This is a genomic window from Nocardia sp. NPDC051052 (assembly GCF_044456045.1).
Taxonomy (GTDB): domain Bacteria; phylum Actinomycetota; class Actinomycetes; order Mycobacteriales; family Mycobacteriaceae; genus Nocardia.
Genome location: NZ_JBITFL010000001.1, coordinates 179,137 through 201,151 on the forward strand (window position 1 = coordinate 179,137; position 22,015 = coordinate 201,151).

A 22,015-nucleotide genomic window follows, 5' to 3' on the forward strand; every position below is an offset into this window, starting at 1 on the left:
TAGAACTGTAGTTCTTAGAAGTATGGTTCTAACGATAGAACCTCTGATGAAGCCGGATCGGGTGTTCGATCGTGGCCGCGAGTGGGTCGCGTCGACGTGATCACCAGGTGTCCGGAATGGGCGTATTGGCGGACCTGCTGGTCGGTGACCGCTCGGCGTCGGGCTGTTTGCAGATCCGTTGCCACACAGGGCAAACCTTCGTTATGATCGCCGTGCTGCGGTCAGTGAGAGACTCCTGGGCCTGAAGCAGAGATGTTGTCGGGGGGTGGCTGCTCGAGTGCCCTCGATTCGAACGGGAGTCCGGTTATGGATGTCAGTCAGGCGGAGTTGGACGGCGCGCGCCCGTACTCGACGATTCTGCTACGCGCATACGATCTTTGGGTGCTGGGCTTCAATAACCGGTTCGTGTGGCGTTGTCCCACAAAGCATCTACGGCGGCTGTACGACGGCAACATTGCCGGCGACCACTTGGACGTCGGCCCCGGCAGCGGTTGGCTGCTGAGCCATGCCACGTATCCCGTTGCGGCCCCGAAGGTCACCCTGGTCGACCTGACCGAACGTTCGATGGAAATGACCACCCGTCGGCTCCGTCAGCGCGACATCGAACCCGTCAGCCACGTCGGCAGTGTGCTGCAGCCGTTGCCGGTCGATCGCCAGTACGCCTCGGTCGCGGCGAGCTTGCTCATGCACTGCGTGCCGGGCACCTGGGACAGCAAAGGCGTCGCGTTCCGGCACGTCGCCGACGCGACCACCGACGACGGGGTGTTCTTCGGCGCGACAGTCCTGTCGTACGGCGTTCCGGACACCGCGCTCAGCCGTGCCACGGGCAGGGCATTCCAGCGGCGCGGCGTTTTCCATAACCAGGATGATGATCTCACCGGCCTGGTCGACGCGTTGGAGCGTGCGTTTGCCGCCGTCGAGGTGAATACCATCGGCTCGACGGCGCTGTGGACCGCCCGCCAGCCGCGCCGCGCAATGCAACCGGACGCAGCCATCGCCACGGATCCACAGCCCTGATCGTTAGTCGGCTCTGCGGTTCGCGGGCACGAGAAGAATCGCCACCGGAGCCGCGGTGGTTTGCCGAGCGTTCGGCACCGCGAACAAAGCGACGTTGTACTGGTCCCCCTCGATCGAAATCGTCTGTTCCACAACGGTTTCATGCGACGCCGCCGGGGGGATCCGGTGCAGGTCGACCTGATTGAGCACTTTGCCGAGCAGCTGTTCATCGCTGTCGAAAGCCGGCGCCAGTTCGCCGGTGGTGGTCACGGTGAACCCGGTCCTGGCGTCCACCATCAGCAGGGTGGAGTGCGTGTATTGAACGAGAGTGCCCATGCGCGTGTCCATCTCGCGATGACGCAGTTGTGCGGTAAGCCCGTACACGGTGCGGTTGCTGTCGTCGGGCGCGCCCAAAGCCGTTGTGGTCGACCAGAAATGCACCCACTGGGTGGGGTCGTCGGGGCGACGTACGGACCAGGTGGCCTCGGTGAGCCTGCCCTCTTTACCGTCCTGGGCGCCGTAATACAACGCCAAGAACTCGCCGGCGTCATCGGGGATCATATTCCGCAGCAGGTGCCGGATCGCACGTTCCTCCCCGGCCTGGCGGCCGTCGCCGATAATGCTGAGGTTGTCACCACCGCTGCGGGTGGCCACCTTCTGCAAATCGAGAATCCACGAGTTGTAGTCAGGACGAGTGGTCGTGGGTGGTGCCGCTATCCACACGACCAGCCCGACCGCCTGGCCGTCGGGAGCCTCGATCCAATGCGTATGGCACTCGATACCCCCGTCCGCTCGCACGTGGTCCACCTGCGGCCCAGCCAGGATGTCGGTGACGACGCCGGTGAACAGTGCTTCACCCTGACGGTCGAATCCCAGCTGCGATGCGACACGGCGTAAAGGACGCGCTACTCGATGTCCGTCCGACGAATGGATGACGATCTGCTCGTGCAGGAGGGTGGCGATCACATCGACGCCGAACCAACGTCTGGGCAGCTGCATACCGACGCAGCGTAGTCATTTCGAGCCGAACTAAGAATAGGTTGTGGTCAGCGACGTCAGCTTTGGACTGTCGCAGTCGGTGGCCGGTGCTGCTAAAGTATTGGGCGCACCGGCTGGTGAGCGACTCCCACGCCCGGAAGCAGAGATCCCCGCAGATTGGGGATAGCTTTCGGTTGCGTCTGACGGGGAGGGCTCATAGCAATGGGAGTGCCATATCGACTAGGAAACGCCGCACTGTCTGGGGAGACATTAGTGCGTTGCGGCCTGTCAGGGAGCCACCGAACGCCTGCTCAGAGTGTGTTTCTCCGCGCCGGGGGTCGCCCTATCAGGAGTATGGAGTGACTCCATGAGCACCGCATCGCTGAACGATCCCGGCGGCATCCACGTCCTGACCGAGATGAGTTGTGCCGATCGCACACCGAACCAGCAGCCGTCGATGACGGCGCCGCTGCGACGCTGCCCGTACTGGTGCGAGCGCCCGGACGGTCATGACTGGGAAGACGATGCTGCCCTCGGCGACGACCTGATGCGGGTCCACCGGCACACCTTCCCCATTCCTGGCACTGATCATGGCAGCTTCATGGTGCTCGCCACCGAGTGCGTCAGTCGCGCTGGTATCGAGCACAACCCGATGAGTTACGTCGTCGATACCGGACTCGGCAGCGATGGCGAACTCGACGCCGCCGGTGCGCTAGGCCTCGCACAAGTACTTGCCACGGCGCTCTCGCTCACCGTGGGGCAGCAGCGAACCCAACTATCACCTACCGCTGTGACGGAATTGAGTACCAAACCACCACCGTATTAGTTACGCGAAGGTGAATTCTCCGTCCTCGGCCTGCTGCTGGCCACCGGCGGACGCTCGACCCGGCGAGATAGTACTTACCAACGCTAGAAACGGGAGCCCGCATGCCGCCTGAACAGCCCCACCGCGATCTGTGCGTGGCGCGTGTCAGGGCTGTGTCCATCAGCGGGGCCGGCGGACTCGAGGCTTGCCTGACCGGTGGGACATTGCGGGACGTACGGGATCGGGCTCGACGGAGGGGATCGAGCCACGGATCGCGGCGATCTGGTCGACTACCAGCCGACGTCCGGCGCCGGACACGACAACGATTCGGCTCGCAGCGATCGCCACCGCAGGAACGCGGCCTTCGCACACCGCGACGCGGGCAGGTTTGCACAGCGATACTCCCGGGCACCGATCCCAATGATAGAGGGGTGAGATCGGCGCGTAGCCGGGCGCTGTTTCCGAAGTGCGCGAAGGCAATTCGACAATGTTTCGCGCGAGGCCTTTGGGGAGCCTCTCGCATCAGCTGTCATTTCCGTTTGGGGGAAAGTATGAATATCAGTGCATTTCCGACAACTATGAACTCGAGGCTAGGCGATCGAATCAGTCTGCTCGACATCATCGCCGCCTATGGCCCCGAGGCCGTGATGGCGCGCATCGCGGCGCTCCGTGCCAGTGGCTGCCGTTCCGCGGCGCGGGCAATGGAGCGCGAACTGAACACAATCAACGTTGCACAACAGAAGCCCTGATACGGACCTGCGGAGACCACGACGATGACCGATCTCGGAATCCTGCTCGCATTGCGTCGTGAGACACCTGAGGCCGAATACTGGCATCGTCAGGCCGCCGCCGAGCAGCCACGCGCCATGTGCACCCTCGGGATCCTGCACGCCGAGCGCGGTGAGATGCCGGAGGCGGAGAACTGGTTCCGCCGCGCCGCGAACGCCGACGACCCGTGGGCGATGAATATCCTCGGCCTCTTTCTCGCCGAGCGCGGTGCGAAGCGCAGTGCCGAATATTGGTTCCGGCAAGCCGGCGCCGCAGGCTGTCCACACGCGATGATGAACCTGGACATCATGCGCGCCGGGCGGTTACAGAATAACGACGCCGAATTCTGGTACCGCCAGATGGCGTACGCCGGCCACCTCGACGCAATGACGAACTTGGCCGTCATACACGCCGACCGCGGTGAGATGGACGATGCCGAATGCTGGTTCCGCTGGGCCGCCTGCGGAAACCACCCTCGCGCGATGAACGGCCTTCGCACATTGCTTGCCGAACGCGGCACGGTCGACGAGACCGATTACTGGCACGGGCGAACCGAAGATTGTCACCAGTAGGGGCAGCAGGCTCAGCCGCCGTACGGCGGCAACGTCTGAGTTAGCTTGCGCAGCAGGTGGGTTAGGGCTTGCTGCTCATCAGCGGTGAGGCCGGCGAGTAGCCGTGCTTCGTTGAGCAGGTGCTGTTCGACTGCCTTGTCGATGACGTCGCGGCCTCGGTCGGTCAGCTGGATCAGGCGGCCACGGGCGTCGTCCGCGGCCGCACGCCGGTTGACCAGGCCGGTGTGTTCCAGGCGGTCGACACGCTTGGTGACCGCGCCGGAGGTCACCATCGTCGAATCGCGCAGTTCGCCGGCGGTCAGCTCGAACGGGGGGCCGGAGCGGCGCAGCGTGGCGAGTACGTCGAATTCACCTCGCCCCAGGTCGTAGTCGCCGAAGACTCGGTTGAGCTGCTCATCGAACGCCCAGTGCAAGCGGGTGATTCGGCCGATCACCTGCATGGGGCTCGGGTCGAGGTCGGGGCGTTCGGTGCGCCACTGGCCGACGATCTGATCGACGTCGTCGGGTTCTGGTGGGGTGCGATCTACGGCCATGCCTTGACTATACCTTCCGTGGAAAGTAATCTATCTTCCATGGAAACTAACCTCTGATGTGACCTCCTACCGAGGGGGGCCGGGGAGTCGTCTATTCGGTGACGGCTGAATTGTTTCCGTGTGGCCGGTCGCTGCCCCAACAATTGGTGCAATTTCGATCGGTCGACCTCGAGAGCATCGCGCTGACCTGAACAATCAGAAAGAAGCAGTTGGCTACACAAGATGAACATCCGCATTCGGCCCTGCGATCATGGCTGGGCGTTTCCGCAATCACTGCCAGCCTATTCGTCTTCGTCACGACTGAACTGATGCCCGTCGGCCTGCTTACTCCGGTAAGCACCAGCCTCGGCATATCGGTGGGCGTCGCCGGGTTGATGGTTACGTTGTACGGCATCTCAGCCGGCCTCGGCGTGCCGTTTATCGTGGCATGGACCAGGCGCGTCAACCGACGCATGCTGCTGTCCGCACTACTGGCGATATTGGCGCTCGGCAACCTGATCACCGCCATTTCGCCGAATTATCCGCTGGTCCTGACGGCGCGGCTGGTCATGGGATTCGCCAATGGCGTGTTCTGGGCCATCGGCGTCGGCATGGCGATGCGTCTTGTTCCGGAACGGCACGCGAGCAGGGCGGCCGCGATCGCGTTGTCCGGTATCTCGATCGCCACGGTGGTCGGCATGCCGCTGGGCACATTCCTGGAAAGTCTCACCAGCTGGCGAACCACGTTTCTCATCTGGAGTGGCCTCAGCACGCTGGTCTTCCTCGCGGTCGCTGCGATCGTTCCGTCGCTACCATCGGACAACGCGGTCTCGGTCAGGGAAGTATTCGGACTGCCATTCAGGAATGTGCAGCTGCGTGTGGTGATGTTTGCCGTCATATTGTATGTGCTCGGTCATTTCGGGGCATACACCTTCATTCGCCCATTCTTGGAAGGCAATTCCTCTGTCACGCCAGCGTATATCACCGGATTGTTGATAGTTTATGGCGCAGGCGGGGTGGCCGGGAATTTTATCGCCGGATATACCGTGACCAAGAATCTCAGGGCCAGCTTCATCATCGCCTGCGCGGGACTCGTGGCATCGCTGCTGTTGCTGCTCACCATCGGTCATGGGCCGGTCGGACTGATCGTCTCGTTGGCTCTGTGGGGAGTGTCCTTCGGCGCCATGAACCTGTGCCAGATCAACATGACGCTCGCCGCCGCGCCGGACACTTTTGAGGCCGCCATGTCACTGAATACGTTGGGCTACAACACATCCATTGCGCTCGGCGCACTGTTCGGTGGTCTGTTCGCGGATCATCTGGGGGTCCGAAGTGTCTTCTGGTACGGGGTGGCACTGACCGCGGCTTCGCTGCTCCTCACGCTCAGCACTCGCCGAAAGAGCTCCCGCCCGGCGCCGGATGAGGTGTTGGTCGCCACTGGGTAAGCCGGGCCGATCTTGCTGACGGCCCTCGACGGTTCCGTCGGGGGCCGTACCCGGATCGTGAGGCGCGGACTCGATGCCCATACCGCGTCGTGCGCTAACTGCTGCGGTGTCTGGCAGAGTGTCGAACGGTGCCTATGTTCGCGGACCCCGGGGGTTAGAGACTTGCGTAGCAACGGAATCGGCTTGAACGGCGACACCCGCTCGGTGTCCGGGATCCTCGGGCGCGACGGTTGGTATCGAGATCCGATGTGGGCGGTGGCTTTTCGGCTGACGCCGGTGGAACGACAGTTGTTGCGCACCTGGGAGCTGCGGCGGCTGCAGTTCATCACCCACGCCGGTGCGGCCGCCGTGACGACGCATCAGACCTACAGCCGACTCGAGCACAGTCTCGGGTTACTCAGTCTGGTGGCGCATTTCGCACCGGACGACGAGGTTGCCCGGGTCGCGGCGCTGCTGCACGACATCGGACATCTGCCGTTCAGCCACACTTTCGAAGGCGTGGCCGGGCTGCGGCACCACGAGCTGGGTCGGCAGTACATCCGGGGGTTGGCACCGCTGCTGGCTGAACACGGCATAGCGGTGGATGCCGTGCTGCGGATGGAAGAGTCGAACACCGTATCGGTCCTACGGGGACTGCCGGGCGGACTCAAACTCGATCACCTCGAGTCGTTCGTCCGCAGTGGTCGCGCGCACGCTCGATTGTCCGAACCGCCACCGGAGACTTTGGCGAAGTTGCGACTTGTCGATGGGGCGGTGCACACCGATCGGGCTACCGCCGACTATCTGGCGGAATTGGCGCTCGGCGAAGCGTTGTATCTGTGCAGCTGGGAGAACGCGCTAGCGAACGGCGCGCTGCGCGGGCTGGTCGGTGTCCTGCTCGACGACGGCCCTGAACGAGCGGCCGCCATCGCGTCGATGACCGATGACGAATTGTGGACAGTGCTGCTCACCGATCCGCGAACGGCCGAACCGACTCGCCGCCTTCGCCGCGACCCATTGAGCTGGCAGCTGCTCGCCGATGGTCACCCGGACGCGTCGCTCGGCTGGAGTTACCAGCTCGACCGTCTCTACCTGGATACCGCCTGTGTGGCGGGGATCCCGGTCGGGTTCCGGGCGGAGCAGCTGGCGGAACTTCCTGAACTGCCGTGGCGCTGTGTGGTCATCCCTCCGGGCGGGCAAGCGTAGCTACCCAGACCTTTAAGAATCGTTGAAACGCAACAGCTCCCATCGTCGACCCCGACGTGATCGCATTCGCCGCCGTACGCTCGAACGCAGTTACCGAAGATGAAGGGATCGACGCGATGGCCGACGCGGCTTACCTCACCATCGCGGACGACTACGCACGGCGGATTCGCAACGGCACCCTTCCCGGCGATGCTCAGCTACCCAGCCACGCTGAGCTGGCCGAGCGGCACGGCGTATCGCGTTCGGTGATCCGGCAGGCAATCCAAGTGCTGTGCAACCAGCAACTCGTGCGAACCGTGCCGCGGCGCGGCACCTTCGTCGTCGCGCAAACGCCGGTAAGTCAGCCCGACCCCCTCCAGCTCGATGACGATGTCGATGAAATTCGCTCGGTGGCGCATCCGATCCGCCGCGCGCAACTCGCCGCCAACCTCATCACCCATTACCAACTCCGCATCGCCGAACTGTCCGGCATCCGCCAGACCGCGATCGAGGACGCCCACGACCACGGCATGAGCATCGCCGACATCGGCGAGCGACTCGGGTTGAGCAACGGGCGCATCGGCTAGCCGCCGGTTTCCGCACCGCTTGGTAGCGGTTGAGAGCTGGATGCAACGGCGCAAATGTTGTTAGCTATGAAGTAGCTGAATTGCACTCGGGCGGCAGTGAGCTGTGCCACTAAAACGAGATGTCAATGGTTGTCCACGTCAGCATCCCGTAAGGATAATCCGCGGAGGATTAGTAGTCGTAGGGCTTCTACCTGCGAGGATATGCAGATCCTCGAACATTTTTGTTGACGCGCCCATGTCGTGTCTCAAGCCTGAATGCATGAACAGAAACACCACCTGCGCAGCATTAGCTGTCGTCTATGTATCGACCCTCGTGTGTTCGGGGTTCGTCGCAGGCTCGGCCTCGGCCGACCCACCTCCCGCCGGCTGCACCTCCGACTACGCGGTGCCGAATCAGCTCACGATCACGTGTGAGCCCGGGGCCGGCGTGGGGCAGCACGCGTACATCCGCTGCCGCGATATCGGCGGCGTAATGCACACCCGGATCGGGACCACCGTAGGAGCCAACGGTGGGTGGTCCCGAGCCGTCTGCGCGACCGGCGAACGCGGACCGGTCTGACCCACACGAATCGTCGTCGTTCGGAGAGCTCTGTGCGAGCTCAGCATGCCCAGTCGAATCCGGCTGTGTATTCGCTGCATCACCTGTTCGATCGAAAGGTTCTCCCATGTCTGCAGTCAACGAACGTTCTCGAACAACCAAGAGCGCCGCGCGGCATCGCAAGGTGACCAAACGTAATCGCCGAGGCCTCTACGCGGCGGCCGCGTTCGCGTCGCTGGCCACCGCCATGGTGTCGACCGGCGAGGCGTCGGCCGAAGCGCCCGCGTTTCCCTCGATTCCAGGTGAACTCATCCCCGGCTTGAACTCGACCGCGCCCGGCCTCGGCGACGCGGTCAACGGTGCCGTCACGGAATTCGGTGGATCGGTACCGGACATCGCCGCGGCGGTTCCCGAACTCGGCGAGATCGCGACGAACCTCGGACCGGCCGGACAGAACGCCGTCGATCAGGCACTGGGCGCACTGGACACGGTAACCGCAGGCACCCCTGCCGAAGGCGCGGGCCAGTTGATCCGCGGCTTCACCACGCCGCCGGCCACCCCGGCCGAGCAGTCCCGGCCCGCGGGCACGCCCCTCGCCGCCACGCCGCCCGGCACCACCGCCGTCTCGGGCCCGATCGGCTTCGTGCCGTCCTCGGTCACCGAGATGGCCGCCGTCGCGCAGCAGGTCATCAGCACCGGCGTCGATCTGAAGCAACTGGCCGGTTGGGCCGACAAGACCTTCCCGAGCGGCCCGCTGCGTCAGCCCGTCGAGGATCTGCTCTCGTTCGTCAATCAAGCGATCGAGCAGGCCGGTGCCCGCCGCGACCCGATCGCCGCACCCATCGAGGACCTGATCAGTCAGGCGCGCACCCTCTTCGACTTCCCCAAGGACGGCGCCGACCCCATCCAGGCGCTCCGTGATGTGCTGACGCCGATGCTCGGCCAGACCGTAGGTGACGGAGATCCGTTGCAGGGCTTGGCCGAAGGCATCCGGCAGCTCATCGCGGATCCGGGAGCCTCGCTGCACGCCGCCCTCGCGCCAGTGCTGACCGACATCCGCGGCATGCTCAACAACGACGGGTTGTTCAGCACTCGGCATGCGGCTCTGCCGCTGCTGGCGCTCCCCGTCATCGCCGCCGTGGTAATCGCGGGCATCGTCGGTGTCCTGGCAATCGGCGCCGTCGCCCTGCTGGCCGCACCCGTGATCATCGCGGCCCTGGTGGTCGGTGCCATCGTGCTGGCCGCGATCGCGGTGCCCGCGCTCATTGTCATCGGCGTCGTGCTGGCCGTTGTCGCGCTGCCCGTCCTGGTGGTGCTCGGCGGTATCGCGCTCGCCGCGGTCGCGTTGCCCGCGCTGGCCGTGCTCGGCCTGGTCGGATTGGGCCTCGCGGGGACGGTGACCCTGGCCGCGCTGGCGCTCGCCGGTGTCGCGACGGTCGCGGTGCTCTCCTTCGCCGCGCTGGTTGTCGTGCTGCTGCTCGGCTGGACCGGATTGCCCGCCCTGATCGCGCTTGCCGCGATCGGCCTGGTCGGTGTGATCACGCTCGGCGCGTTGGTCTTTGCCGCGGTCACCGCGCTGACGGTGTTCGCCGTGGTGGAGACGATCGCGCTGGCCGCGCTGGCCGTGGCCGCGTTGATCGTGATCGCCGCGGTGACCTTCGCGGCGCTGGCCGCACTCTTCGCGCTGGGGTTGCCGACGGTAATCGCGCTCGCCGCCATCGCGTTCGGTGTCGCGGCGGTTGTCGGCGTGCTTGCCCTTGCGGCGGCGATCGTCTTCCTGGCACTGGGCTGGACGGGATTGCCCGCCCTGATCGTTATCGGCATCATCGCCGCGGTCGCCGCGATCGCGGTCGCCGCGGGTGTGGTGGCTTCGATAGTGGTGATCGCCGCGTTCGCGACCGCCCTGCTGGCCACGCTCGCCACCCTCGCAGTCGGTGGCGCGGTCACCCTCGCGGCGCTGGCCTTCGCCGCGCTCGTCGTGATCGCCGTGTTCGGCGGCCCCGCGCTGCTCGCGTTCGGCGCCTTCGCCGCAGTGGCCACCGTGGCCGCGGTAGTTGGTCTGATCGCACTCGCTGTTCTAGCTGCGCCGTTTGTGCTTGGTGCGCTGGCGATTGCGGCGGTGATCGGGCTCGCGGTGTTGGCTGTGATCGCTGCGCCGTTCGTGCTTGGTGCGCTCGCGATTGCGGCAGTGGTTGCGCTGGCCGTGCTCGCATTGCCGGTGCTGGCTCTGGTTGCCGCTGGCGTTGTGGGAGCGCTGGTGCTTGCTGCGATTGCCGCGCCGTTCGTTCTTGGTGCGTTGGCAATTGCGGCGGTGATCGGGCTCGGGGTGTTGGCTGTGCTTGCTGCGCCGCTTGTGCTTGGTGCGCTGGCGGTCGCGGCAGTGGTTGCGCTCGGCGTGCTTGCTGCGCCGCTTGTGCTTGGTGCACTCGCGATTGCGGCGGTGGTCGGGCTTGGGGTGTTGGCTGTGCTTGCTGCGCCGTTTGTGCTCGGGGCGCTGGCGGTCGCGGCAGTCGTCGCACTTGCCGTGCTGGCGGTGCCCGCGTTGATTGTGTTGGGCGCGTTGGCACTTGGTGCTGTGATCGGGACCGGTGCGCTGCTCGCTACGGGTGCGGCCGTGCTGGCCGCGTTGGCCATCGGTGCGGTCGTGCTGGCGATCGCGGCGGCACCCATCTTGCTCGGGCTTGGGGCCGCCGCATTGGCGGTGCTCGCCGTGACCGCGGCGGTCGTGCTCGGCGCGCTCGGGTTGGGGCTGGCCGGGACGGTGACCCTCGGTGCGCTTGCGCTGGCCGGCGTGGTGACGACGCTGGTGCTCGCGTTTGCCGCAGTGGCGGTGGTCGTGCTGCTCGGTTGGACCGGCATACCGGCGCTCATCGCACTCGCCGCGATCGGTGTCGTCGGTGCGATCGTCCTCGGTGCGCTCACCCTTGCCGCGGTCATCGCACTGACGGTGTTCGGCGTCGCGAGCGCGATCGGACTGGCCGCACTGGCGCTGGCGGCCGTGGTCACGGTTGTCGCGGCGACCCTCGCGGGAGTGGCCACGCTCGGCGCGCTCGCGTTGGGAACTGTTGTCGCCCTTGGCGTGCTGGCCTTCGCCGCGGCGGCGGTGGTGCTGCTGACGGGCTGGACCGGATTGCCTGCGCTCCTCGCGCTAGGCGCGATCGCGGTGGTCGCAGTGCTTGTGGTGGCCGCCGCGCTGACCGCTGCTGCCGTGGTGGTCGCCGGACTCGCGGTCGGCACGCTGACCGTGCTGGCTGGCCTCGCCTTCGCCGCCTTGGTGGTCACCGCGGTGCTCGGCGCACCTGTGCTCACCGCGCTCGCCGGCCTGGCTGTCGCGGTGGCAATCGCCGCTGCGGCGCTCGCTGTACTCGCGGCACCGTTCATCCTCGGTGCGCTCACTGTCGCGGCGCTGGCGCTGCCCGTTCTCGCAGTGCTCGGCGCGTTGGCCCTCGGTGCGCTGGCTCTGGTTGCCGCGCCGATCGTGCTCGGTGCGCTCCTTCTCGCCGGAGTTGTGGCGCTGGCCGCACTCGCGGCACCGTTCGTTCTTGGTGCGCTGGCGCTGGCCGTACTCGCCGCTCCGTTCGTCCTCGGTGCAATCGCGCTGGCACTGCCCGCTCTGATCGCATTGGGCGCGTTGGCTCTTGGTGCGGTCGCGACGGTTGGTGCGCTGCTTGCCGCAGGTGCCATCGCCTTGACGGTGCTGGCTTTGGTTGCCGTACCGGTGGTATTGGCGGTCCTCGCCGTGGGAGCCGTGCTCGCGATTGGCGCACTGCTTGCGGTGGGCGCGGTTGTGTTGGCGGCGCTGGCGATTCCGGCGCTGGTCGGGCTTGCCGCAGTCGCATTGCCCGCGCTGCTCGTGTTCGGTGCGCTTGCGCTGGGTGCGGTCGCGACGGTCGGTGCACTGCTTGCCGCAGGTGCTGTCGCCCTCGCCGTGCTGGGTATCGTGGCACCGATCGTGTTGAGCGCCTTGGCGATCGGCGCGGTCGTTGTGCTTGCCGCACTGGGGTTGCCGGTTGCGGTGGTGCTTGGTGCGCTGGTGCTGGGTGCGCTGGTGCTGGGTGCGGTTGTCGCCGCGGCTGTGCTCGGACTGCCTGCGCTCGCCGCGTTCGGTGCGCTGGCCCTCGGCGCGCTGGTGACACTGGGTCTGCCGGTGGCGATTGCGTTGGGTGCTTTGGCTTTCGGTGCGGTTGCGGTGGCGACCGCGTTGGCCTTGCCGGGGCTGCTCGTGTTCGGTGCGTTCGCGCTGGCCGCCGCCGCCGCAGTTGGACTGCCGGTGGCGATTGCGTTGGGTGCCTTGGCCTTTGGCGCTATTGCGGTGGCGACCGCGTTGGCTTTGCCGGGGCTGCTCGCCTTCGGTGCGTTCGCGCTGGCCGCGGCGCTGCCCGCGCTGCTCGTGTTCGGTGCGCTCGGGCTGGCCGCGATCGCCACGGGCACAACCCTGCTGGGGGCGCTGGCGCTCGGTGCGGTGATTACTACGGCGGTGCTGTTGACCGTCGGTGCGGTCACGTTGGCGACGCTCGCCATCGCGCCGCTGGTGGTTGGCGCCATCGCCGTCGGTGCTGTTGTCGCGTTGCTCGGCGCGGGGGTGGCGGCCGGGCTGGTCGCCCTGGCGCTGGCGGCGTTGCCGCTGCTGGCGCTGGCCGCGGCCGTCGCGGTGGCGGCTTCGGTGGCCGTGGCTGCCGCAGTGGTCACCGCGGTGATCGGGTTGCCGCTCATCGCCTTCGGGGTGCCTGCGGCGTTGGCGGCGCTGCTGACGGTGGCGCTGCTCGCGGCGCTGCTGGCGGTGGCGGTGCCGGTCGGTGTGGCCGGGGCTCTCGGCGCGGCAGCGCTTGCCGGTCTCGGGTTGGCCGCCGGTGGGGCGGCGCTTGTCGGTGCTCCGCTGCTGCTCGCCGCGGCGGCGACGGCGCTACTGGCCGGCGTGCTGCCGGTGGTGGTCGTGCTGCCGCTGCTGGTCCTCGCGGTCATCGTCGTGGTGCCGCTGGTCGGGCTGTCCAGCCCGGACGTCAAGTCCTACATCGTTTCCGCGATTCGGGCGTGGCGCGACCAGAACACCCCGCGCGGTGACTCCAACAGCGGGATGACGCCCACCGGAACCCAGTTCCTGGACGACATCCAGGACACCGCGAGCCTCGAAGATCTCATCGCGTCGCTGCAGAAGGCGCTCGCCCCCGCGCAAGCGCACGCCGTGGCCGCGCCGCGCGCCGAGATCCCGTTCGTCGGGAACGACGCGGCGGATGGGCGCATCACGAACACAGACGACCGGCGACTGGTCGCACTGTCCCTCTGAAGATCCAGGAATCACTATCCCGCAACACAATACAAACATAGGAGTCCATCATGAAATCTGAACCGACCAACCTCGACACCGAATTCAACCCCGACGACCCGACCCTGCACCTGGAGTACCTGTACGGCCCGCAGTGGCGCGACGTCGCCAAGATCGTCGAGCGCGCCGCACAACTCACCCTGGACGAGCGTGAACAGCTCAACGTCGCGGCAGGCAACGGACTGCAGGAGGGCTTGTCCGGGCTGTCCGGCGGTGCGGGCCTGGCCGGTCTGTTCGCCGGTCTCGGCGGCGCCTCGGACGACTCACAACCGGCACAGATCGCCGCCGAGACGGCCAAGGAGTTCGGCCGCGCCCGCCATATCCAGATCGCGGGAACCATTGCCGGACAGGCGGTGTCGCCTGTCGCCGGACCCGGCGCCGATGATCTGAGCGGGCTGCTGAAGTCGCTCACCTCGATCGGCGCGCTGGTCACGGTCAATCGGGCGGTCACCGCCGCGGCCCTCGGCGACCTGGTCGGTCGCGGCAAGTTCACCAGGGAGGTCTACGACGCGCTGATGCGGCCCTGGTCCGACACCATCCGCTGATCCATCGCAGCCACCAGGAGGTTCGATCATGTTCGACACCAGGTTCTCCGGTAGCACCGCCGATCCGCTCGGTGGACTGCTCGACATCAGCTCGGCACCGGTCGGCTTCGGCTACTACGAACAGAACGCCAGCGACGCCGAAACCATCGCCCGGTGTCACGACCAGACCCGCGTCGGCCCGGTCGGCTGGTGGAACCGGCATCGGCGGCTCGGCGTGGGCGTCGGCATGGCGCTGGTGACCTCGTTGGGCTTCCTGCCCGCGGTGCAGAACGCCATCCTGATGGGTCTGACGTAGGTCGCACAGCGCTACGTGACGCGCACCGTGCCCGCCACGGTGCGCGTCACGCCGCTGTGGCAATCGCGTCGCAAACCGGAGTCGATGACGTTGACTGATACGTTCGGGCTATCGCGCACACATGAAGCATCGTCAGCTCGGCATGGCAATGTCCAGGACACCCGACACCTCGGAGAACATGCGATTGTCCCCTTCGCTGGTCTGTGCGGCAGCCGCGACGACCTCCCCGCGGCGATAGGCCGCTGATGGACGAGGGTCGTCGTAACTTCGCCGCCCGGTTCGGCGAACTGTTCGCCGCCGCCGGAACGCCGCCGGCGAAATCGGTGGTCCGCGCCGCCAACGCCCGCGTCCCCGACGGCGCGAGCAAGGTCACCCCGCAACGGATCAGCGACTGGCGGCGCGGCAACCGCACGCCTGCCACCTTCATCGCGGTGCGGCCGGTGCTGGAGGTCCTGATCGCCGAGGCCCGCCGCCGCGCCGCCGACAACCCGCGGCTCGACCCTTCGTTGCTCGATCTGGTGCGCTGGCACGAGGATTGGAAGGCGGCCAAGGTCGAGCCGCCGAGCATCGACATCGGTCGCGAGCCCTATCGCGGCCTATGGGAGTACCGGGTCGAGGACCGTGATCTGTTCTTCGGCCGCGATGACGCGAAACGCCAGCTGCTCGAATTGATTTCGAACGCCGAAACAAGCCAGTCACCGGCGATGGCGGTGCTGCTCGGCCCGGCGGGCGTCGGAAAATCCTCCTTGCTTGCCGCCGGGCTGCAGGCCGCGCCGGGCGCGCGGACCCCGATCGCCATGACCCCCGGTGACGACCCGATGGTGGCGCTGGAAGCCGCCCTCGACGCGCGGCCGTCCGGTCACTGCCTGCTGCTGGTGGATCGCGGTGAGGAACTGTTCACGCGGTGCGCGAACGAGGCACTGCGGCAACAGTTCCTGACCGTGCTCGCCTCGCTCGCCGCCACCGACGCCGAGCCACCCACCACCGTCGTCGTCGCGTTCGACACCGCGCACCTGCCGGAGCTGCTGCGCTACCCGCTGTTGACGATGGTGCTGCGCGACCACGCGATGTTGCTCAATCCCATGACACCGCAGGAACTTCGGGAGGCGATCGTCCGTCCGGCCGCCGCCACCGGCCTGCGGATCGAGGACAGCCTGGTCGATACGCTGCTACAGGATCTGAACTCGATGGACGCGCACAGCTCGGTCCGGCTCCCGCTGCTGTCCTTCGCGCTCGCCGCGACCTGGGCGAACCGGCGGGGCCGGACGCTGAGCCTGGAGGCCTACCGCGAAACGGGTGGATTGGCCAGGGCCTGCGCGGTCGGTGCCGAAGCGTTCTGGTCCCGGCTCACCGACCGGCAACGCGACGCCGCACGCCATGTGCTGGTGGCGCTCACGATCATCGGGCCGACCACGATCGTGCGCAATCGGATGCCGATCGAGCAGTTGATCGAGGAGTCGACGGATCCGGATGCCACCCGGGCCACCATCGCCCGGCTGATCCGAGCGCGCATAGTGGTGCAGCGCGGCGGCGACATCGAATTGGTGCACGATCTGCTGTTGGCCGGCTGGCCGAGGATGGCCGGCTGGCTGGCCGAGGAGAAGGAATTCGCGCCCGCCCGCCAGCGCATCGAGGCGGACGCCAGGGAATGGGCGCGCCAGGACCGGCCGATGTCGCTGCTCTACTCGCGCACCCGGCTCGAGGACGCGGCGGCGTGGATGCGCCGCGCGGACTCGCCGAATCTGCTGACCCGCGAGTTCGTCGCCGCCTCGTTGGCTCGGCAGCGCGCCGGCACGGTGCGCCGACGGGTGCTCTGGTCCGTTGTCGCGGTGCTTGCCGCGCTGGCCCTGGTCCTGTCGGGAGTGGTTGTCGTGCAACGTGTCTCCGTTGCCCAGGAACACCGGGGGGTGGTGCTCGGCCAACTCGTCGAGCAGTCGCAGCGGGTACAGAGCGTCGACCCGGCGCTGTCCGCGCAGCTCGCGCTCGCGGCGTATCGGTTGAGCCCGGACGACCCGATGGCGCGAGCCCGGCTGCTGGCGACCCAGGTGCTGCCGCTGGACATCGCCTCGGCGGTGGCACACCACGGGCTGGTCCGCGACCTCGCGCTGAGCCCGAACCGGAAGTTGCTGGCGAGCGCGGGCAGCGACGGTTTCCTCCGGCTGTGGGACGTCTCGGATCCACGAGCGATCACCCCCGCCGGACCGGAACTCAGTGGTCATCGTGGCAATGTCAACGCTGTCGCGTTCAGCCCGGATGGCAACGTCCTCGCGAGCGCGGGCGACGACGGCACCGTGCGGCTCTGGGATGTCCGCGATCCGCACCGGGCGCGCGAGCTCGGTGAGTTCGTCAACGGCACGGCCGCCACCGCCATCGCCTATCTGCCCGATGGCCGAACGGTGGTCGCAGGCGGCGCAGACGGAACGCTCAGCTTCCTCGATATCGAAGTGCCGCAAGCCATTCAGCGCCGCGGGACGCCGATCGCCGCGCAGGCCGGCGCGGTCGAGGTGCTGACGATGGCGCCGGACCGGCCGGTGCTTGCCAGCGCGGGCGGCGACCGCAGCGTGCGATTGTGGGCCGTGGCAGACGCCGACCACCCGACTGCGCTTGGGGCGCCGGTCGACAGCGAAAGCGCGGTACAGGCCGTCGCGCTCGGTCCGGACGGCCGACTCGGGGCGGGCACCGCGGATGGCGTGGTGCAGGTGTGGAATATCGACGATCAGGGCCGTGCGCAGCTCGTCGGCAGGCAGCAATCGCGGCCGGTGCCGATCACCAAGCTGCAGTTCTGGCTGGATGGGAAGATGCTCTCGATCGCGGATGCCGGCGGCACCCTGCGCGCACTCAATACCGCTCGCCGCGATCGAGTTTCGCCGATCGGGCGGGAGATACACGGCAGCAGTGGTTCGGCCCAGTCCTTCGTGATCGTCTCCGACACCCAGGCGGTGACCGCGGGCTCGGACGGGCGGATCAGGACCTGGAGCCATGCGGGGGTGAACGTGCCCATCGTGTTCGCCGGTTCGCTCAGCTCGGTCGGCTTCGATCGGGCGGGCAAGCTGCTGGCCAGCGGGCTTCGCGACGGCCAGGTCAACGTCTGGGATATCAGCAACCCGTTCTACAGCCGTTCTGTGGGTGGGGTGACGGCGGGCCCGCCCGACCCGCACGGTACGCAGGTCGCGCTGCGGCCGGACGGCACACTGCTGGCGACGGGCGGTGGTGGTGAGGTGCGATTGTGGAATCTCGCCGATCCCACCCGGCCGGTGCCGATCGGCGCGCTCCCCGGTACCGGGCTTGGCGGGCCGATCGCCTTCGACCCGAGCGGGAAGCGTCTGCTCACCGGCGTCGACCGCCGGTCGCTGCGGCTGTGGGATGTCGCCGATCCCGCCGCCGCGCGCCCGCTCGCTGAATTGTCGACCGGACACGACCGCGTGCTCGAGCGCGCGGTGTTCGCACCCGACCGGGCGCTCATCGCGGCCGCCGACGACGGATCGCGAATCCACCTGTGGGACATAGCCGATCCGGGCAAGCCGGTCGAGACCGCACTCGACGCCGGCGGCGCGAACGTGCGCAGCCTCGTCTTCGCCCCGGGCGGCAGCACCCTTTTCGGCGCGGACGACAACGGCATGATTCGCTCCTGGGACGTCACCGACCTGGCCCGGGTCCATGACCTCGGCTCGGTACGCGCGCACACCGCGGCGATCCGGACCCTGGCGATCGATCGATCCGGCCACCGCCTGGCCTCCGGCGGCGACGACCAGACCGCCCGGCTGTGGAATATCGCCGACCCGTCCGACATCCAGCCGCTCGGTGACCCGATCGCCGCGGCGATCGGCTGGATGTGGTTCCTGCAATTCGACCCGAGCGACGAGTCGCGCCTGTTCGGCGTCGGCGACGAGTTGTCGGCACTTTGGTACACCGACCCGGACGCGGTCGCGGACAAACTGTGCGCCGCCGCGGCCGCACAGATCGATGAGCGGACGTGGCGAGAGCTGCTCCCGTCCGTGCGCTACATCGCCACCTGCTGATTCGCTTGTGGCCGTGACGAATAAGGTCTCAGCCGCGGTCGGCGGGTTGGGGGAGGATCAGCGCGAGGCCGACCGCGGCGACGGGCACGAAGCACAGCGTGGTGAGGACAGCTGGTGGCCCTAGACGATCGGCGATCATGCCGAGCACGGGCACGAACACCCCACCCGCGCTGACCGCGAGACCGAGGGTGACGCCCGCGGCGGTGCCGGGGCGATTGGGCAGATAGTCCTGACCCAGCTTGACCAGCACCGCGAACGGGATGTTCACGGTGACGCCGGTGAGCACGGCCACCGCGAGGCCGAGCTGTGGATCCGGCACGATGCGCAGCGCCGCCAATGCGGGAATCGCTGCGACACTGCCGATTTGGACGGTGCGAAGCATCCCGATGCGGTCGGCGATCCGGCCGCCGAGCAGCGTGCCCGCTACGCCACCGGCCATGAAGGCGGTCAACGCGGCCCCGCCGAGCGAACGTGAGCCGCCGAGCGAGTTGATCCAATACAGCGCGAGGAAGGTGCTCAGACCGAACGAGATGATCGCGCGCACCACGGCAATGGCGGTGAGCACCAGGAACGGAACCCATCGGTCCTGGCCGACGGCCGACCTCGCGGCAAGTGCGCCGGTGGTTTGCCGCAGCTGGTAACGCCACAGCACGAAGCCCATCAGCACCGCCGGCGGGATGAAGAAGGCGGTGGCGCCGACGCCGTAGGAAACCAGCGCGGGCGTCGCGAGCGCGGGGGCGAGAAAGAAGCCGACGCTGCCGCCCGCCGCGAAGAGGCTCATCGCCGACGCGCTGTTGCCCGCGTCCCGGCGCGCGTCCCGTCCTGCCGACGGGTGAAACGCGGCGACGCCGATCCCGGACAGCAGCAGCAACATCCACACCACGGGATACGTCGGCGCCAGCCCGGCCAGTCCGGCACCGAGTCCCGCGACCGCCACCCCGGCGGGTGCGAGCCACAGCAGACGCCAGCGATCGGCGAGCAGGCCGAGCACCGGCTGGGGGAGCGAACTACCCAACGCCGCGGCCAGGGCCAGACCCGAGGCCGCGACATAGCTGTAGTGCCGCTCCAGCACGAAAAACGGAATGCTCGCGGGCACCAAGCCCTGATAGAAATCGTCGACCGCATGCGCAATCACCCAGTACCGCATACGTTTCCACGTCGGAGTCGTCGCCACCGACGTCGCTTCTTGCGCACTCGTGCTCACCATTACCGACCTCCTCCTGTAGCCATTCAGGCAGCCTAGGAAAGGTATGAGTGAGCAGGCTTCCGATAAACTGCCTGATTATGTCGATATTCAGCCAGGATTCGACGGTCGTGAAGACGCTCGTCGGAGGCGCGCGCATCCATCGGCATCGACATGTCGACCACCAAATCGTCTATCCGAGTTCCGGGGTGGCCGAGGTCCGGACCGACGCCGGTAGCTGGATCGCCCCGGCAGACCGCGCGATCTGGATCCCCGCCGGGAGCTGGCATGAACATCACTTCTACGGTCCGACGCGGTTCCACACGGTGGGTTTCCCGCCCGAGCTGGCACCGGACTGGATCACGCCGTCGGTGCTCGCCGCGCTGCCGCTGGTCCGTGAGCTCATCATCACCTGCTCGACGTCGCCGGAGCTGCCCGATACCGAGCTGGTGCTGCTGCGCCAGGTGCTGCTCGATCAGTTGCGCCGCAGCCCCGAGCAGCCGCTCCGGTTGCCCGCCGCCCGTGACGAGCGACTCCGAAAGGCTTGCGCGCTGGTCGAATTCGACCTGACCGAGGTATGGACGCTGGCCGGGCTCGGCCGTCGAGTCGGTGCCAGTGAACGAACGCTGACCCGCCTCTTTCGCACCGAACTCGGCATGACCTACCCGCAATGGCGCACCCAGCTGCGCCTGCACAACGCCATGCATCTACTCGCCGATCAAGTACCGGTCACCGTCGTCGCGCACCGCTGCGGCTGGTCCTCGGCGAGCGCGTTCATCGAGGTCTATCACCGCGCGCTCGGACACACCCCCGGCGCGTTCCGCGCGAACCGTGACCTGAAATAGCGGTCGAGGATTTGTCGGCAATGACTCGTGACGCCAGTCATAGAGCCCGGTCGCCTTATCCACGGACAGTTCACCGAGAGTTAAAGCCGATCTCAGTAAACTTTTCGACCAAGGGGGTTACGGGGGAATTCATACGTTGGATCGAGCCTCGCTGGAGGGCCGGTGGAGGTTCGTCGTGGATGTCGCTGTGGGTGACGTGGGCACCGGCACTCTCGAACAGGGTGCCGGCAACAGGATGCGCGATGTTCGACTGATCGCCGTGCTAGGCGCGCTGTCCGCGTTCGGTCCGGTCACCACCGACCTCTACCTGCCGAGCCTCCCGCAAACCGCCGCGGCGTTACACACGACGCAGTCGGGGGTGCAGTCCTCGCTCACCGCGTGCCTCATCGGACTCGCGTTCGGTCAGCTGCTCGTCGGCCCGATCAGCGACGCGCGCGGACGGCGCGGGCCGTTGATGGCGGGCATGGTGCTGTTCTGTGCCACCTCGCTGCTGTGTGCGATCGCGCCGAATGTGCTGGTATTCGACCTGTTTCGGCTGCTGCAGGGGCTCGCGGGGGCGGCGGGCATCGTCATCTCGTTCGCCGTTGTCCGTGACGTGTACCACGGTGCGGCGGCCGGAAAAGCCTTCTCGATCCTGCTCGCCGTCAACGGCGTCGCGCCCATCATCGCGCCCGTCGTGGGCGGTCAGCTGTTGCGCTTCGTGGACTGGCGTGGCGTATTTCTGGTGCTCGCCGGACTGGGGGTGGTGTTTCTGGCGCTGGCGTATCGCTGGGTGCCCGAGACCTTGCCGGTCGATAACCGGCGCGGCGGCGGGCTCGTGATGATGGGGCACGATATGCGCCAGGTGGTGCGGGATCGGTCCTTTGTCGGTTATGCCCTCGTTGCCGGATTGTCCTTCGGTGCGATGGTCGCCTATATCTCCGCGTCGTCGTTCGTATTCCAGGAGGTCTACCGGGCGTCGCCGCAGTTGTTCAGCGTCTTTTTCGCGATCAACGGAGCGGGAATCCTGGTTGCCAATGCGGTGAACGCCCGGCTGTTGAATCGCGGCACGCCCCGGTCGCTGCTCGATATCGGCCTGGTGGGATTAGTGCTCGGCGGTATCGCGGTGCTCGTTGTCGTCACGGTGGGCGGCCTGGGCCTGTGGTTCTTGGTGCCCGCGCTGTTTCTCATGGTGTCCTCGATCGGATTCATCATGCCCAACGCCACCGCGCTCGCGCTCGAGCCGCACGGCGCGACGGCGGGTAGCGCCTCGGCCGTGCTCGGGTGCACACAGTTCCTGTTCGGCGCCGTGGTCGCGCCGCTGGTCGGGCTCGGTGGGGTCAGCGCGGTCCCCATGGGCGTTGTTGCCGTCACGTTGTGCACGCTCGCCGTGGTCATCCGAACGGTGTTGTGCCGCCCGGAGATTCGCGTCGACGGTGCTTTTTGAAGGCCAGGGAGGCG

The 22,015-nt window shown here is 67.2% G+C and carries 17 protein-coding genes; 14 read left to right on the forward strand and 3 right to left on the reverse strand.

The genetic code is table 11. From position 1 onward, the window contains the following. The first annotated feature begins 306 nt into the window (after positions 1–306). Positions 307–1,017, forward strand: coding sequence for a class I SAM-dependent methyltransferase (locus tag ACIBCN_RS00865; protein ID WP_396989373.1), 711 nt, complete (start codon positions 307–309; stop codon positions 1,015–1,017). A gap of 3 nt (positions 1,018–1,020) precedes the next feature. On the opposite strand, the gene ACIBCN_RS00870 is transcribed toward ACIBCN_RS00865, so the two are convergent. After that, the gene (locus ACIBCN_RS00870; RefSeq protein ID WP_396989374.1) at positions 1,021–1,995 is read right to left on the reverse strand and encodes a hypothetical protein; all 975 of its coding nucleotides are present in this window, start codon (positions 1,993–1,995) and stop codon (positions 1,021–1,023) included. Positions 1,996–2,341: 346 nt separating this feature from the next. Between ACIBCN_RS00870 and ACIBCN_RS00875 the strand changes: the two genes are divergently transcribed. The 3 genes from ACIBCN_RS00875 to ACIBCN_RS00885 all read left to right on the forward strand — a co-directional run bounded on the left by ACIBCN_RS00875 (position 2,342) and on the right by ACIBCN_RS00885 (position 4,119). Further along, a complete protein-coding gene (locus tag ACIBCN_RS00875) occupies positions 2,342–2,800 on the forward strand; it encodes a hypothetical protein (protein WP_396989375.1) in 459 nt (152 codons plus the stop codon). 530 nt (positions 2,801–3,330) lie between these two features. Next, on the forward strand, positions 3,331–3,528 hold the full coding sequence (locus tag ACIBCN_RS00880) for a hypothetical protein (RefSeq protein ID WP_396989376.1): 198 nt from the start codon (positions 3,331–3,333) through the stop codon (positions 3,526–3,528). 24 nt (positions 3,529–3,552) lie between these two features. After that, positions 3,553–4,119, forward strand: a complete 567-nt coding sequence (locus ACIBCN_RS00885; RefSeq protein WP_396989377.1) for a tetratricopeptide repeat protein — start codon at positions 3,553–3,555, stop codon at positions 4,117–4,119. A gap of 11 nt (positions 4,120–4,130) precedes the next feature. Here ACIBCN_RS00885 and ACIBCN_RS00890 read toward each other — a convergent pair whose 3' ends face one another. After that, positions 4,131–4,652: a MarR family winged helix-turn-helix transcriptional regulator gene (locus tag ACIBCN_RS00890; protein ID WP_396989378.1), complete on the reverse strand. Its 522-nt coding sequence runs from the start codon at positions 4,650–4,652 to the stop codon at positions 4,131–4,133. A gap of 209 nt (positions 4,653–4,861) precedes the next feature. On the opposite strand from ACIBCN_RS00890, the gene ACIBCN_RS00895 reads away from it, so the two are divergent. The 8 genes from ACIBCN_RS00895 to ACIBCN_RS00930 all read left to right on the forward strand — a co-directional run bounded on the left by ACIBCN_RS00895 (position 4,862) and on the right by ACIBCN_RS00930 (position 18,547). Next, a complete protein-coding gene (locus ACIBCN_RS00895; protein WP_396989379.1) occupies positions 4,862–6,076 on the forward strand; it encodes an MFS transporter in 1,215 nt (404 codons plus the stop codon). A gap of 162 nt (positions 6,077–6,238) precedes the next feature. Next, complete coding sequence (locus tag ACIBCN_RS00900) at positions 6,239–7,261, forward strand: HD domain-containing protein (RefSeq protein WP_396989380.1); 1,023 nt, start codon at positions 6,239–6,241, stop codon at positions 7,259–7,261. Between the two features lie 116 nt (positions 7,262–7,377). After that, positions 7,378–7,827 (forward strand): winged helix-turn-helix domain-containing protein, encoded by a 450-nt coding sequence (locus tag ACIBCN_RS00905; protein WP_396989381.1) that lies wholly within the window; start codon positions 7,378–7,380, stop codon positions 7,825–7,827. A gap of 259 nt (positions 7,828–8,086) precedes the next feature. Continuing rightward, entirely contained in the window at positions 8,087–8,386 is a 300-nt protein-coding gene (locus ACIBCN_RS00910; RefSeq protein WP_396989382.1) for a hypothetical protein, read from the forward strand. Between the two features lie 106 nt (positions 8,387–8,492). Then, complete coding sequence (locus tag ACIBCN_RS00915; protein WP_396989383.1) at positions 8,493–13,649, forward strand: hypothetical protein; 5,157 nt, start codon at positions 8,493–8,495, stop codon at positions 13,647–13,649. A 50-nt stretch (positions 13,650–13,699) separates the two neighbouring features. Then, positions 13,700–14,233 carry a hypothetical protein gene (locus ACIBCN_RS00920; RefSeq protein ID WP_396989384.1) on the forward strand — a complete coding sequence of 178 codons (534 nt, stop codon included), beginning with the start codon at positions 13,700–13,702 and terminating at the stop codon, positions 14,231–14,233. A 28-nt stretch (positions 14,234–14,261) separates the two neighbouring features. Next, positions 14,262–14,528, forward strand: a complete 267-nt coding sequence (locus ACIBCN_RS00925; RefSeq protein WP_396989385.1) for a hypothetical protein — start codon at positions 14,262–14,264, stop codon at positions 14,526–14,528. Positions 14,529–14,773: 245 nt separating this feature from the next. Then, entirely contained in the window at positions 14,774–18,547 is a 3,774-nt protein-coding gene (locus ACIBCN_RS00930; protein ID WP_396989386.1) for an NACHT and WD repeat domain-containing protein, read from the forward strand. 28 nt (positions 18,548–18,575) lie between these two features. Here the strand turns inward: ACIBCN_RS00930 and ACIBCN_RS00935 are convergent, their stop codons facing one another. Then, positions 18,576–19,754, reverse strand: a complete 1,179-nt coding sequence (locus ACIBCN_RS00935) for an MFS transporter (RefSeq protein WP_396989387.1) — start codon at positions 19,752–19,754, stop codon at positions 18,576–18,578. 77 nt (positions 19,755–19,831) lie between these two features. On the opposite strand from ACIBCN_RS00935, the gene ACIBCN_RS00940 reads away from it, so the two are divergent. Beyond that, complete coding sequence (locus ACIBCN_RS00940; protein ID WP_396989388.1) at positions 19,832–20,575, forward strand: AraC family transcriptional regulator; 744 nt, start codon at positions 19,832–19,834, stop codon at positions 20,573–20,575. 175 nt (positions 20,576–20,750) lie between these two features. After that, positions 20,751–22,001 carry a multidrug effflux MFS transporter gene (locus ACIBCN_RS00945; protein ID WP_396989389.1) on the forward strand — a complete coding sequence of 417 codons (1,251 nt, stop codon included), beginning with the start codon at positions 20,751–20,753 and terminating at the stop codon, positions 21,999–22,001. The last annotated feature ends 14 nt before the right edge of the window (positions 22,002–22,015 follow it).

Bases quoted from the DNA above. Each gene is read 5' to 3' on its own strand.
- ACIBCN_RS00865 (WP_396989373.1), top strand. From the start codon at position 307: ATGGATGTCAGTCAGGCGGAGTTGGACGGCGCGCGCCCGTACTCGACG.
- ACIBCN_RS00915 (WP_396989383.1), top strand. From the start codon at position 8,493: ATGTCTGCAGTCAACGAACGTTCTCGAACAACCAAGAGCGCCGCGCGG.
- ACIBCN_RS00885 (WP_396989377.1), top strand. From the start codon at position 3,553: ATGACCGATCTCGGAATCCTGCTCGCATTGCGTCGTGAGACACCTGAG.
- ACIBCN_RS00890 (WP_396989378.1), bottom strand. From the start codon at position 4,652: ATGGCCGTAGATCGCACCCCACCAGAACCCGACGACGTCGATCAGATC.
- ACIBCN_RS00910 (WP_396989382.1), top strand. From the start codon at position 8,087: ATGAACAGAAACACCACCTGCGCAGCATTAGCTGTCGTCTATGTATCG.
- ACIBCN_RS00925 (WP_396989385.1), top strand. From the start codon at position 14,262: ATGTTCGACACCAGGTTCTCCGGTAGCACCGCCGATCCGCTCGGTGGA.
- ACIBCN_RS00875 (WP_396989375.1), top strand. From the start codon at position 2,342: ATGAGCACCGCATCGCTGAACGATCCCGGCGGCATCCACGTCCTGACC.
- ACIBCN_RS00880 (WP_396989376.1), top strand. From the start codon at position 3,331: ATGAATATCAGTGCATTTCCGACAACTATGAACTCGAGGCTAGGCGAT.
- ACIBCN_RS00870 (WP_396989374.1), bottom strand. From the start codon at position 1,995: ATGCAGCTGCCCAGACGTTGGTTCGGCGTCGATGTGATCGCCACCCTC.
- ACIBCN_RS00920 (WP_396989384.1), top strand. From the start codon at position 13,700: ATGAAATCTGAACCGACCAACCTCGACACCGAATTCAACCCCGACGAC.
- ACIBCN_RS00930 (WP_396989386.1), top strand. From the start codon at position 14,774: ATGGACGAGGGTCGTCGTAACTTCGCCGCCCGGTTCGGCGAACTGTTC.
- ACIBCN_RS00905 (WP_396989381.1), top strand. From the start codon at position 7,378: ATGGCCGACGCGGCTTACCTCACCATCGCGGACGACTACGCACGGCGG.
- ACIBCN_RS00935 (WP_396989387.1), bottom strand. From the start codon at position 19,754: ATGGTGAGCACGAGTGCGCAAGAAGCGACGTCGGTGGCGACGACTCCG.
- ACIBCN_RS00940 (WP_396989388.1), top strand. From the start codon at position 19,832: ATGTCGATATTCAGCCAGGATTCGACGGTCGTGAAGACGCTCGTCGGA.